At 62.6% G+C, this 12,459-nt stretch carries 13 protein-coding genes and 1 tRNA gene; 6 read left to right on the top strand and 8 right to left on the bottom strand.

Features of this window, described 5'->3' with window-relative positions; translation table 11 throughout:
* Positions 1-57: 57 nt before the first annotated feature.
* The 8 genes from CXP40_RS08320 to CXP40_RS08285 all read right to left on the bottom strand — a co-directional run bounded on the left by CXP40_RS08320 (position 58) and on the right by CXP40_RS08285 (position 7,093).
* A complete protein-coding gene (locus CXP40_RS08320; RefSeq protein ID WP_106733388.1) occupies positions 58-747 on the bottom strand; it encodes an ABC transporter permease in 690 nt (229 codons plus the stop codon).
* The gene (locus CXP40_RS08315) at positions 744-1,439 is read right to left on the bottom strand and encodes an ABC transporter permease (RefSeq protein WP_099526040.1); all 696 of its coding nucleotides are present in this window, start codon (positions 1,437-1,439) and stop codon (positions 744-746) included. Before CXP40_RS08315 ends, CXP40_RS08320 begins: the two co-directional genes overlap by 4 nt.
* A gap of 54 nt (positions 1,440-1,493) precedes the next feature.
* Positions 1,494-2,246 carry an ABC transporter substrate-binding protein gene (locus CXP40_RS08310; RefSeq protein WP_099526039.1) on the bottom strand — a complete coding sequence of 251 codons (753 nt, stop codon included), beginning with the start codon at positions 2,244-2,246 and terminating at the stop codon, positions 1,494-1,496.
* Positions 2,247-2,261: 15 nt separating this feature from the next.
* Positions 2,262-3,035: an ABC transporter ATP-binding protein gene (locus CXP40_RS08305; RefSeq protein WP_099526038.1), complete on the bottom strand. Its 774-nt coding sequence runs from the start codon at positions 3,033-3,035 to the stop codon at positions 2,262-2,264.
* A 247-nt stretch (positions 3,036-3,282) separates the two neighbouring features.
* A tRNA-Phe gene (locus CXP40_RS08300) sits at positions 3,283-3,358 on the bottom strand.
* A 176-nt stretch (positions 3,359-3,534) separates the two neighbouring features.
* Positions 3,535-3,807, bottom strand: coding sequence for an oxidative damage protection protein (locus CXP40_RS08295; RefSeq protein ID WP_021490485.1), 273 nt, complete (start codon positions 3,805-3,807; stop codon positions 3,535-3,537).
* A complete protein-coding gene (gene mutY / locus CXP40_RS08290; RefSeq protein ID WP_106733387.1) occupies positions 3,804-4,871 on the bottom strand; it encodes an A/G-specific adenine glycosylase in 1,068 nt (355 codons plus the stop codon). The genes CXP40_RS08295 and mutY overlap by 4 nt, the downstream gene beginning before the upstream one ends.
* Complete coding sequence (locus CXP40_RS08285) at positions 4,868-7,093, bottom strand: AsmA family protein (protein ID WP_106733386.1); 2,226 nt, start codon at positions 7,091-7,093, stop codon at positions 4,868-4,870. Before CXP40_RS08285 ends, mutY begins: the two co-directional genes overlap by 4 nt.
* Before the next feature lie 377 nt (positions 7,094-7,470).
* On the opposite strand from CXP40_RS08285, the gene CXP40_RS08280 reads away from it, so the two are divergent.
* From CXP40_RS08280 to hisF, 6 genes are all read left to right on the top strand, one after another.
* Positions 7,471-9,129, top strand: coding sequence for an OFA family MFS transporter (locus CXP40_RS08280; RefSeq protein ID WP_106733385.1), 1,659 nt, complete (start codon positions 7,471-7,473; stop codon positions 9,127-9,129).
* Between the two features lie 146 nt (positions 9,130-9,275).
* On the top strand, positions 9,276-9,869 hold the full coding sequence (hisB, locus tag CXP40_RS08275) for an imidazoleglycerol-phosphate dehydratase HisB (RefSeq protein WP_106733384.1): 594 nt from the start codon (positions 9,276-9,278) through the stop codon (positions 9,867-9,869).
* Complete coding sequence (hisH, locus tag CXP40_RS08270; protein WP_099526027.1) at positions 9,870-10,508, top strand: imidazole glycerol phosphate synthase subunit HisH; 639 nt, start codon at positions 9,870-9,872, stop codon at positions 10,506-10,508.
* On the top strand, positions 10,508-10,762 hold the full coding sequence (locus tag CXP40_RS08265; protein WP_106733383.1) for a DUF2164 domain-containing protein: 255 nt from the start codon (positions 10,508-10,510) through the stop codon (positions 10,760-10,762). The genes hisH and CXP40_RS08265 overlap by 1 nt, the downstream gene beginning before the upstream one ends.
* Before the next feature lie 37 nt (positions 10,763-10,799).
* Positions 10,800-11,537 (top strand): 1-(5-phosphoribosyl)-5-[(5-phosphoribosylamino)methylideneamino]imidazole-4-carboxamide isomerase, encoded by a 738-nt coding sequence (hisA, locus tag CXP40_RS08260; protein ID WP_099526025.1) that lies wholly within the window; start codon positions 10,800-10,802, stop codon positions 11,535-11,537.
* A 72-nt stretch (positions 11,538-11,609) separates the two neighbouring features.
* The gene (gene hisF, locus CXP40_RS08255; protein WP_106733382.1) at positions 11,610-12,380 is read left to right on the top strand and encodes an imidazole glycerol phosphate synthase subunit HisF; all 771 of its coding nucleotides are present in this window, start codon (positions 11,610-11,612) and stop codon (positions 12,378-12,380) included.
* Positions 12,381-12,459: the final 79 nt, after the last annotated feature.

The following is a 12,459-nucleotide window of genomic DNA, read 5'->3' as shown; positions in this document are numbered from 1 at the left end:
GGTGCGTATGCGTCTGGTTGAGCCGGGCGGCCCGCATCAAGAGGGCTACCCGGTGGCTTAGCGACCCTGGCAGGCGTCGACGCGTAGCCAGCGTTCGAGCAGGCGGAAGGCCTGTACCAGCACGAAGGTTATCGCCAGGTAGAACATCGCAGCGGCGAAGAAGATCTCCACTGGCAAATAGGTGCGAGCGATGATGGTCCGGGCCATACCGGTCAGTTCCAGCAGCGTCACCGTACTGGCCAGGGCGCTGGCCTTGAGCATCAGGATCACTTCGTTGCTGTACGCCGGCAAGCCGATGCGAGCAGCGCGTGGCAGGATGATGTAAAGCATCGCCTGCGGTCGCGACATACCCAGAGCCCGTGCCGCTTCGATCTCGCCGGGTGGTACGGCCTGAATGGCGCCGCGCAGGATCTCGGCAATATAGGCGGCGGTATGCAGCGTCATGGTCAATACCGCGCACCAGTACGGGTCGCGCAGATAGGGCCAGAGTGGGCCCTGGCGCACGGCATCGAACTGGGCCAGGCCGTAATAGATCAGGAACAGCTGCACCAGCAGCGGCGTGCCGCGGAAGAAGAAAATGTAGCCATAGGGCAGGGCGCGCACATACCAGTGCTTGGATGCGCGGGCGATGCCCATCGGCAGCGCGAGGATGAGCCCGGCGACGACAGCGATGGCCACCAGTTCGAGGGTCAGCAGCGCGCCTTCGGACAGGCGTGGCAGCCATTTGATAATAACTTCCCAATTCATGAGGCGCTCCGGACGAAGCCGCGGCTGGCGCGCTTTTCAAGGAAGTGCATGCCGATCATGGCGAGAACGGTCAGGCCCAGATAGATGAAGGCGGCGACCATGTAGAAGGTGAAAGGCTCTTTGCTGGCGGTCACGGCGATCTGCGACCGGCGCATGATCTCTTCCAGGCCAATTACCGACACCAGCGCGGTGTCCTTCATCAGAATCATGAACAGGTTACCCAGGCCGGGTAGGGCGATGCGCCACATCTGCGGCAGGATCAGCTTCCAGAGAATGCGACCCTTGGACATACCGAGCGCCTGGCCGGCTTCGCGGTGGCCCTTGGGGATAGCCAGGATGGCGCCGCGGAACACTTCGGTGGCGTAGGCGCCGAAGCACAGGCCGAGGGCGATGGTACCCGCAGCGAAGGCGGAGAGCTCCAGGCTCTCGACACCAAGCAGATCGGCCAGGCTGCGCATCAGGCCGACCGTGCCGAAATAGATCAGCAGTACCCAGAGCAGTTCGGGGATGCCCCGCACCAGGGTGGAATAGCTGCCGCCGAGCCACTGCAACGGCTTGTACGGCGAAGTCTTGGCCAGCGCACCGAGCAGGCCGAGCACCAGACCTACAGCCAGCGCGGATAGCGCCAGTTTGATGGTCATCAGGGTGCCGGCGGCCAGGGCGGGGCCGAATCCGTGGAGGTCAAAAATCATCGGAGGGCTCGGGCAACTGCGCCGCCCAATGGGCGGCGCGGTGCCTTCAGGTCATCAGTAGATGCTGAAAGGGAAGTACTTGTCGTTGATCTGCTTGTAGGTGCCGTCTTCGACGATGGCTTGCAGAGCGGCGTTCAGCTTCTCGCGCAGTGGGTCGCCCTTGCGTACGGCGATACCGATCTTGTCGTTGTCGAATACAGGGTCGCCCTTGAATTCGAACTCTTTGCCGGCATCGCTCTTGAGCCATTCCCAGTTGACGAAGGTGTCGGCCAGAACGCCATCGAGACGGCCCGAGGCCAGGTCGAGGTAGGCGTTTTCCTGAGTGTCATACAGCTTGATGTCGACCACCTTGCCCATGTTGTCTTCCAGCCAGGTGCCGGCGATGGTAGCGCGCTGGGCGCCGATTACCTTGCCTTTGAGGCTGGCGGCATCGGTCTTGAAGTCAGCCGACTTCGGTGCGATGAACTGCAGTTTGTTGGTGTAGTAGGGTTCGGTGAAGTCGACCGCGGCCTGGCGCTCTTCGGTGATCGACATCGAGGCGATCAGGAAATCGAACTTCTTGGCGTTCAGAGCCGGGATGATGCCATCCCAGTCAGAGGTGACCACTTCGCACTCTGCCTGCATCTTGGCGCACAGTGCCTGGCCGATTTCGATATCGAAACCAGTGACCTTGCCGCTAGCGTCGATCAGGTTGAAGGGCGGGTAGGCGCCTTCGGTGCCGAGTTTCAGTTTGTCAGCTGCGACAGCGCTGGTGCCGAAAGCCAGAGTAGCGGCTGCGGCCAGCAGGATCTTCTTATAGTTCTGCATGCATGTTGCTCCGTGTTAGCGATTGCTGGACATGAATTGTTTACAGCGTGCCGAGTTCGGGTTGTCGAACACCTGGGCGGGTGGCCCCTGTTCCTCGACCAGGCCCTGGTGGAGGAACACCACCTCACTGGAAACCTGGCGAGCGAAACTCATCTCATGGGTCACCAGCAGCATGGTGCGACCCTCATCGGCAAGCGCGCGAATCACATTAAGCACTTCTTGTACCATCTCCGGGTCGAGGGCAGAAGTTGGCTCGTCGAACAGGATTACCTTCGGCTGCATGGCCAGGGTGCGAGCGATGGCCGCGCGCTGCTGCTGGCCGCCGGAAAGCTGGTTGGGATAAACATGGCGTTTGTCGGCGATGCCGACCTTGGCCAGCAGCGCCTCAGCGATCTCGATGGCTTCGGCCTTGCTTTGGCCGAGCACGCGGCGCGGCGCCTCGATGATGTTGTCGAGGACGCTCATGTGCGGCCACAGATTGAAATTCTGGAAGACGAAGCCGATCTCGCTGCGCAGGCGGTTGATCTGCTTGTTGTCGGCAGCAACCAGATCGCCATTCTTCGCGGCCTTGAGCTTGAGCTCCTCGCCGGCGACGAAAATCTGACCCTGATGCGGGTTTTCCAGCAGATTGATGCAGCGCAGGAAAGTGGACTTGCCGGAACCGGAGGAGCCGAGAATCGAGATGACGTCGCCGTCTTTGGCCGTCAGGGAAATACCCTTGAGCACTTCGAGATCGCCGTAGCGTTTGTGCAGGTTGCGGATTTCCAGCGCGGGCGTCGCCTCGGCCATGGGGTGGGGTCCTCTTCTTCTTCGAATGCGCTCCGGCGTACGGCGGGCCGTCCTGGCTGGCGGCCAAGCTAGCATAGCGTTTCCGTGACCGCCAAGCCGTTTGCCGGGCGATAGAGGCTCGCTGGGTCGCAGGTGTCGCCTGGTTACAGTTGCTTGTCGCGCAGGCGAAATAATGGCACGAGAAAATTGCCGGAGACAGAAAGCAAAAAGCCCCAGCGCATGGCTGAGGCTCTTTGTCATATATCAATGGTGCCCAGGGACGGAATCGAACCGCCGACACGGGGATTTTCAATCCCCTGCTCTACCAACTGAGCTACCTGGGCCAACGGGGCGCTATTAGACGGATTTGAAGGATCAGTGTCAAGCGCAGGTTTGAAAAAATATTTAATTATTTCGGGCGCTTAGGTTCGTAAGCGGGAAAAGCGAGGTGGGCGAGCCAGGTGCTGCATGTGCAGTAATGCAGTGGTTGTCGCGGCTAAAGCCCCTCCCGCAGGTGTCGTCACTCGCTCGGCGGTACATAGCCTTCGGCCTGGGCGTATTCCTCGCCTGAGAGGAACTTGTCCATCTCGGCCTGGAGGAACTTGCGGTCCTCGGCGTTCATCATGTTCAGGCGACGCTCGTTGATCAGCATGGTCTGGTGCTTCTGCCACTCGTCCCAAGCTTGCTTGGAAACGTTGGTGAAGATGTCTTCGCCTTTGGGGCCAGGGTAGGGCGCGCGATCCAGGCCGGGCAGTTCCTGTTTGTATTTGCGGCACTGTACGGTGCGGGTCATGTCGGTTCTCCAGCGGTAATGGCTTGCGCCGCGCGTTTCAGCAGCTTCTTCACCGGGGCGGCGAGGCCCAGGCGCGGCGGGGTGGCGAGGTTATACCAGAGCCAGTCGGCCTCGGCCACGCGGCCCGGCTGTTCGGTTGCCTCGACTAGCCAGGGTTCGATGGCGAGCTGGAAGTGGCTGAAAGTGTGGGTCAGGCCTTCCAGTTCGCGGCGTTCGCCGAGTGTGAACTGTTGCTGCTGGCCGAGGCTTTCGAGCTGCTCGAGGTCGTCCAGCTCCGGTAGGCTCCACAGCCCGCCCCACAGCCCGGTCGAAGGGCGGCGATAGAGCAGGATGTCACCCGCAGCGTTGACCAGCAGCGGCATCAGGGTGCGTTTCTGCGGCAGTGCCTTGCGCGGCTTGGACACCGGGTAGCGGATTTCCAGGCCGAGCAGATGGGCCTGACAGCCGCTGCGCACCGGGCACAGCAGGCAGGTGGGTTTGCTTCGCGTGCAGAGGGTGGCGCCGAGGTCCATCATCGCCTGGGTGTAGTGGTTGACCCGTTCGTGCGGGGTGAGGCGCTCGGCGACGTTCCACAATTGCTTGGCCACTTTCGGTTCGCCGGGATAGCCCTCTTGCGCGACGTAGCGCGCCAGTACGCGCTTGACGTTGCCGTCGAGGATGGGCGCGCGTACGCCCATGCTCAGGCTGGCGATGGCGCCGGCGGTGGAGCGGCCGATGCCGGGCAGTTCGCTGAGCGCCTCGACGCTGCGCGGGAACTCGCCACCATGCTCACGCATGACGATCTGTGCGGTCTTCTGCAGGTTGCGCGCGCGGGTGTAGTAACCCAGGCCCGTCCACAGGTGCAGCACTTCGTCTTCCGGCGCTTCGGCCAGGTCTTTCACGGCCGGCAAAGCTGCCATGAAACGGTCGAAGTAGCCCAGCACGGTGCTGACCTGGGTCTGCTGCAGCATGATTTCCGAGACCCAGACGCGATACGGCGTGATGTTCTGCTGCCAGGGCAGATCCTTGCGCCCGTGCTGGTCGTACCAGGCCAGCACGGCGCCGTTGAACTGCTCGGGGCTCATCGGTTGAACAGGCCCTTGAGTGCGTCTTTCAGATCCGGGCTGACCTTGTCGCCGAGTTTCTCTTCCAGCTTCTCGGTCAGCTTGTTGCCGGCCAGGCGTGCGGCGATCTTGCCGAGGCCGTCCTGATCCAGGCGGCAGGCCTTGGCGCCGAGCTCCAGCGGGCCACGGCAGCGCAGCGGCCATTCGATGCCGACGTAGCGCTCGTTGACCTGGCAGGCCGGGTCCGGCATTTCGCGCTGGTCGCCTTCCAGGGTGATACCGACCTTGTAGTCGAGGCCGAGCACGCGCAGGTCGAGGTCGCCGTTGCCGCTGACTGCCAGGCCCGGCACCTGGGCCTTGAGGTCCGGGTTATGGGCGACGCCATCGCGTACGCTGAGGCTGCCCTTGAGTTCGCGGAAGGGCGTGTCCTTGCCGGTTGGTGGGTTGCTCAGGCTCTTGCGATTGAGGGTGGCGATGCCGCGGCACAGCTGCTGCTCGAGGTTGGCATCGACCAGCACGCCATCATTGAGGACGAAGCTGGCGTTGCCATTGAGCGCTTCGATCCAGGCCTTCTGGCTGTTGCCGCGGGTGTTGAACTTGGCGTCCAGATCAAGCTGGCCCTTGATCGGCGAGGGTTGGTCATCCTTCTTCAGCAATGGCTCCAGCGGCATGCGACTGAGGCGTTGTTCCAGGCTGAGCATTGGCTCGGCCTGGCGCACGTCGATACGGCCGTTGCCGACGAAGCTGCCACCCTGCAGTTTGCCGCGCGCCTCTTCCACCGTGATCAGGCCGCCACGACCGTTTGCCTTGAGATTGACGTCGCTGAGCTGATGCTTGTCGTAGGTGAGCTGGGCGAGGCTGAGCGCCAGTTGCAGGTCGAGCTTGCGCAGTTGATCCACCGGCAGCACTTTTTCGTCGCTCCAGGCCTGCTGGGTGGGTTTGTTGGGTAGTGGGGTAGAGCCATCCTTGCCGGCGCCGGCGATGCTGTCCTTGACCTCGGCCTTGCGTGCGGCAGCGGCGCTGTCCTGGGTTTTCGGCGGCAGGTAGCGGTTCAGGTCGAGCTTGTCGCCCTTGAGGTCGGCGCGCAGAGCCTGCTTGGCGAAGTCGCTCACGCCGAGCTTGCCGGTGAAGGTGCTGCCGTCGAGCTTGAGGTTGAGCTCTTCGAACATCATGCCCTTGCTCGAACCGTTCAGGCGGCTGACCAGCTCGAACTGGTTGAGAGCATCGCCAGCCTGCATGGCCGGCAATTCGACGCCGACACCTTCGAGGAACTCGCGCAGGTTGAGCGAAGCGATGGACAGGCCGCCGGAAATCTTGGTGTCCTTGTCCAGCTCGCGTGCCTTGATTTCTCCGAGGGCGCGCAACTGGTTGGCCGATAGCTTCAGCCCGTTCCATTCGGCGATGTTGGCCGCTTGGTCGAGCAGCAACTGGCCCTGGGCGGAGAAGTTGAGGGTTTTGCCTTTGAGCGGTTCCCCCGAGGCTTCGCCAGCCAGTTTGAGGTCTTCGAACTGGTAGCGCTTGAGCGCGCGATCGAAGCGCAGTTGGCCTTCAACCTCGCTGCGTGCGCGCAGTACTGGCTGGTTGGTGCCGAAGAAGGCGCTGAGTTTGACCGGGATGCTGGCGCCTTCGCGGATGGCGCCGGTTTTCAGCTCGATATTCTCGACGGTGAATTGCTGGCCTTTCTGCGCGTCGCTGTAGTCGATGCGCGAGTTGCTCAGGGTCAGGCTGTCGATATCCAGCTTGACCGGCTGGCCGGCTGGTTTGTCACTCGGCTGGCTTGGCGGCGTTTCTTCGCTCGGCGCCGGCTCGCTGGGCGTTTGCTGTGGCGCACTGGACTGGGCCGGGCGGCCAACGCCTTCCCAGTTGCCATGGCCTTTGTCGTCACGCTGCAGGTTGAGGTTGAGGCCGTCGACGCGGATGTCGCTCATCTGCACTTCCTTGCGCAGCAGCGGCATCACGCGGACGGAAAGGCCGATCATGCGCAGGTCGGCGAACGGTTTGTCCGGGGTGTCGGCGCTGGCCAGGGTGGCGTCGGTCAGCTCCAGGCCCAGCCAGGGGAACAGGCTCCAGCCGATGTCGCCCCTGAGCTGCAGCTCGAGGTTGGCCTTGTCGCGGGCGATCTGGCGGATCTCGTCCTTGTAGTCGTTAGGGTCGAACAGATGAGTCAGAGCGAACAGCAGCGCCACTATGATCAGCAGCAAGCCGAGAAAGAAAAGGCCCAGAATCTTGCCTAACGCTTTCATGGACGGGTCCTTGGTTTCGAGAGCTGGAATGGCGGTGTGCAGAAGACTGCCGATTATAGCGTCATGCCGCTATGCCCAGGCGCCTGCTTGAGGCGCTGAACAGGGATCGGCTCGAGCTTGGATCGGAATAGGTTCGAGCGGTTCCCCGCAGCTGCGCCGTGTCGCGGATTGGCAGTTGTATCGACGCCATCTATCACGCAATAGATGAGATCTTTTGAGTTTTTGCGTAAAAAGCAAAAAATCTGCATAAATTGATAAAAATTGACTTCTTGCGCGGCGATTTGTCGCGCCCTGGTGCTACTCTGCGCAAGCTTTTGCCTCGTCGAGCTGGCGCTATTGCCCTTGCTTGCTCGTAATCAATAAGAAGAGACTTACCTATGACTGACGCCTTTGCATTGGATGGTGCTGCTGCGAAGCCGGCATTCCTGTCCAAGGAACGCATCATCGCGCGCCCCGGTTTCAACCGTTGGCTGGTTCCGCCAGCCGCTCTCGCCATTCACCTGTGTATCGGTATGGCCTACGGCTTCTCGGTATTCTGGCTGCCGCTCTCCAAGGCGGTCGGTATCACCGCTGCCACGGCTTGTGCCCCGGAAATGGGCTTCTTCGAGCAGATCTTCGCCAGCAACTGCGACTGGCAGATCTCCATGCTCGGCTGGATCTATACCCTGTTCTTCGTTTTCCTCGGCTGCTCGGCTGCCATCTGGGGTGGCTGGCTGGAGCACGCTGGCCCGCGCAAGGCTGGTGTGGTTTCCGCGCTGTGCTGGTGCGGCGGTCTGCTGATTTCCGCGTTGGGTATCTATAGCCACCAGATCTGGCTGCTGTGGCTGGGCTCGGGGGTAATCGGCGGTATCGGTCTCGGCCTGGGCTACATCTCGCCGGTTTCGACCCTTATCAAGTGGTTCCCGGACAAGCGCGGCATGGCCACCGGTATGGCGATCATGGGTTTCGGTGGCGGTGCGATGGTCGGTGCGCCGCTGGCAGCGATGCTGATGAACCACTTCGCTTCGCCTGAAGGTGTCGGTGTGTGGCAGAGCTTCGTGGTCATGGCGGTGATCTACTTCATCTTCATGATGGGCGGCGCGCTGTCCTACCGTGTGCCGCCGACCGGCTGGAAACCGGCGGGCTGGACCGCGCCGGCAGCCAAGGCCAACAACGCGATGATCACCAAGGGTCACGTGCACGTTAATACCGCGTGGAAAACCCCGCAGTTCTGGCTGGTCTGGGCCGTACTGTGCCTGAACGTGTCGGCCGGTATCGGCATCATCGGCATGGCCTCGCCGCTGCTGCAGGAAGTCTTCGCCGGCAAGCTGATCGGTGTCGACCTGGCATTCAACGAACTCAGCTCCGCGCAGCTGGTCGAGATCGCCGCCATCGCAGCGGGCTTCACCGGTCTGCTCAGCCTGTTCAATATCGGCGGCCGCTTCTTCTGGGCTTCCTGCTCGGACTTCATCGGGCGCAAGGGCACCTACTTCGTGTTCTTCGGTCTGGGCTTCGCGCTCTACGCTTCGGTGCCGATGCTCGGTCAACTGGGTAGCCTGGCGCTGTTCGTGCTGGCGTTCTGCATCATCCTGTCGATGTACGGCGGCGGCTTCGCTACCGTGCCGGCCTACCTGGCCGATTTGTTCGGTACGCAGATGGTCGGCGCGATCCATGGTCGCCTGCTGACTGCCTGGGCGGTGGCTGGTGTGCTCGGCCCGGTGCTGGTCAACTACCTGCGCGAGTACCAGCTGAGCATCGGTGTGGAGAAGGCTGCGGCCTACGACATCACCCTGTACATCCTTGCCGGTCTGCTGGTGCTGGGCTTCATCTGCAACGCCCTGGTACGTCCGGTGGCGCCGAAGTACTTCATGACCGAGGCCGAGCTGGCCGCCGAGCGCGCCCATGGCGAGAAGTCGGCGCCGGCAGCGAGCGAGCTGGAGTGGTCGGCTGATCCGTCGAGCAAGCCGGTGGCAGCCTTCGCCTGGCTGGTGGTGGGGGTTCCGTTGGCCTGGGGTGTGTGGATCACCCTGCAGAAGACGCTCGTGCTGTTCCAGTAACGCCGTGCTTGTGGAAAAGCCCGCTCAGGCCTCGCGCCTGCGCGGGCTTTTTCGTTTCTGCCCGTCCGACCATCGCCGGTAGCCGTTGCCGCCCCGGCACGCCTATAATGCTGGCCTTTTTCCGTTAGTAATTCGTGGAGCTGGTGATGGCCGAACGTACGGCATTCGTCGAGCGCAACACCCTGGAGACCCAGGTCAAGGTCTCGATCAACCTGGATGGCACCGGTAAGGCGCGTTTCGATATTGGTGTGCCCTTTCTCGAGCACATGCTCGACCAGATCGCCCGTCATGGTCTGATCGACCTCGATATCGAGTGCAAGGGCGATCTGCATATCGACGACCACCACACCGTCGAGGACGTCGGCATTACCCTCGGCCAGGCCTTCAACAAGGCCATTGGCGACAAGAAGGGCATGACTCGTTACGGCCATTCCTATGTGCCGCTGGACGAAGCGCTGTCGCGCGTGGTGATCGACTTCTCTGGTCGCCCGGGCCTGCAGATGCACGTGCCGTTCACCCGCGCGGTGGTTGGCAACTTCGATGTCGATCTGTTCCAGGAGTTCTTCCAGGGCTTCGTCAACCACGCGCTGGTCAGCCTGCACATCGACAACCTGCGTGGGCACAACACCCACCACCAGATCGAGACCGTGTTCAAGGCCTTCGGCCGCGCGCTGCGCATGGCTGTCGAGCTGGACCCGCGCATGGCCGGGCAGATGCCGTCGACCAAGGGCTGCCTGTAAATGCAGACGGTAGCCGTAATCGACTATGGCATGGGCAACCTGCACTCGGTGGCCAAGGCGCTAGAGCACGTCGGCGCCGGCCGCGTGCTGGTGACCTCGGACGCCAAGGTGATTCGCGAGGCCGACCGTGTGGTGTTCCCCGGTGTCGGCGCGATCCGCGACTGCATGGCCGAGATCAAGCGCCTGGGTTTCGACGAGTTGGTGCGTGAAGTCAGCGCAGATCGTCCGTTCCTCGGTATCTGCGTCGGTATGCAGGCGCTGCTCGAGCGCAGCGAGGAGAACGACGGCGTCGATTGCATCGGTCTGTTTCCCGGCCAGGTACGCTTCTTCGGCAAGGACCTGGCCGAGGAAGGCGAGCGCCTGAAGGTGCCGCACATGGGCTGGAACGAAGTGGCGCAGGCGGTGAAACACCCGCTGTGGCACGACATTCCCGACCACGCGCGCTTCTACTTCGTGCACAGCTATTACATCGAAGCCGGCAAGCCGCAGCAGGTGGTCGGTCGCGGTCACTATGGCAAGGACTTCGCCGCGGCGCTGGCCGAAGGCTCGCGCTTCGCCGTGCAGTTCCACCCGGAGAAGAGCCATACCCACGGCCTGCAGTTGCTGCAGAACTTCGCCGCCTGGGATGGTCGCTGGTAATGGCTCGCGCCAAGGTCCCCAGTCTTGCGCTCGAGCCCGCCCATGAGCAGGCCGCGTTGCTGATGCTGCAGCGCTTTCTCGATGAGCGTTTCGAGTTGCAGCTGGGCACCTTCGAAGTGCAGGAGGTCCTCGACCAGATCACTCGCGAGCTGGCGCCGCACTATTACAACAAGGCGATTCTCGATGTGCAGGCGCACCTGAAAGACAGGTTCGAAAGCATCGAGAGCGACCTCTGGGCGCTCGAGAAGAGCTGAGCGCCTTACCAAATTCAAACTTGAGCAGGTTCAACCGATGCTGATTATCCCCGCTATCGATCTGAAGGACGGCGCTTGCGTGCGTTTGCGTCAGGGCCGTATGGAAGACTCCACGGTGTTCTCCGATGACCCGGTGAGCATGGCCGCCAAGTGGGTCGAGGGCGGTTGCCGCCGTCTGCACCTGGTCGATCTCAACGGCGCTTTCGAAGGCCAGCCGGTCAACGGTGAAGTGGTCACCGCCATCGCCAAGCGCTATCCGACCCTGCCGATCCAGATCGGCGGCGGCATCCGTACCCTGGAGACCATCGAGCACTACGTGCGCGCCGGCGTCAGCTACGTGATCATTGGCACCAAGGCCGTCAAAGAGCCCGAGTTCGTCGCCGAAGCGTGCAAGGCCTTCCCTGGCAAGGTGATCGTGGGTCTGGATGCCAAGGACGGTTTCGTCGCCACTGACGGCTGGGCGGAAGTGTCCAGCGTGCAGGCGACCGACCTGGCCAAGCGCTTCGAAGCTGACGGTGTGTCCGCCATCGTTTATACCGACATCGCCAAAGACGGCATGATGCAGGGCTGCAACGTCGAAGCCACTGCTGCACTGGCTGCCGCCAGCCGCATCCCTGTGATCGCTTCCGGTGGTATCCACAACCTCGGCGATATCGAGAAGCTGCTGCTGGCGCGTTCGCCCGGCATCATCGGCGCTATCACTGGCCGTGCCATCTACGAAGGCACCCTGGATGTGGCCGAGGCGCAGGCCTTCTGCGACAACTTCAAGGGTTAATGGGTAGGGTGCGCAGTGCGCACCGCTGACGGTTCATTGGTGCGCGCGGCGCACCCTACGAGAGAAGTCGAAATGGCACTGGCCAAACGCATCATTCCTTGCCTCGACGTGGACAACGGCCGCGTGGTCAAGGGCGTCAAGTTCGAGAACATCCGCGATGCCGGTGACCCGGTGGAAATCGCTCGTCGCTACGATGAGCAGGGCGCCGATGAGATTACCTTCCTCGACATCACCGCCAGCGTCGATGGCCGCGACACCACCCTGCACACCGTCGAGCGCATGGCCAGCCAGGTGTTCATCCCGCTGACCGTCGGTGGCGGCGTGCGCACCGTGCAGGACATTCGCAACCTGCTCAATGCCGGCGCCGACAAGGTGTCGATCAACACTGCCGCCGTATTCAACCCTGAGTTCGTCGGTGAAGCCGCTGCACGTTTCGGCTCGCAGTGCATCGTCGTCGCCATCGACGCCAAGCGCGTGTCTGCGCCGGGCGAGCCGGGCCGCTGGGAAATCTTCACCCATGGCGGGCGCAAACCGACCGGCCTGGATGCCGTGATGTGGGCGCGCAAGATGGAAGAGCTGGGCGCCGGTGAGATCCTGCTCACCAGCATGGATCAGGACGGCGTCAAGAGCGGCTACGACCTGGGCGTGACCCGCGCCATCAGTGAGGCCGTGCGCGTACCGGTGATCGCCTCCGGTGGCGTCGGCAACCTGCAGCATCTGGCCGACGGCATCCTCGAAGGCAAGGCCGATGCCGTGCTGGCCGCGAGCATCTTCCACTTCGGCGAGTACACCGTGCCCGAGGCCAAGGCCTACCTGGCCAGTCGCGGTATCGTGGTGCGCTGATCGGTATGTGGCGCTCGGGCCGCAAGGGGCTCTGAGCGCCACGTATCGCCCGAATGACGCTGCTTTCGGGCAAAGCTGC

The sequence above is a fragment of the Pseudomonas sp. YY-1 genome, from assembly GCF_002843095.1.
In the GTDB taxonomy this organism is placed as follows: Bacteria; Pseudomonadota; Gammaproteobacteria; order Pseudomonadales; family Pseudomonadaceae; genus Aquipseudomonas; species Aquipseudomonas sediminis_A.
Note: the sequence above shows the minus strand (reverse complement) of the source record. Positions and strands in the feature narration are given on the sequence as shown.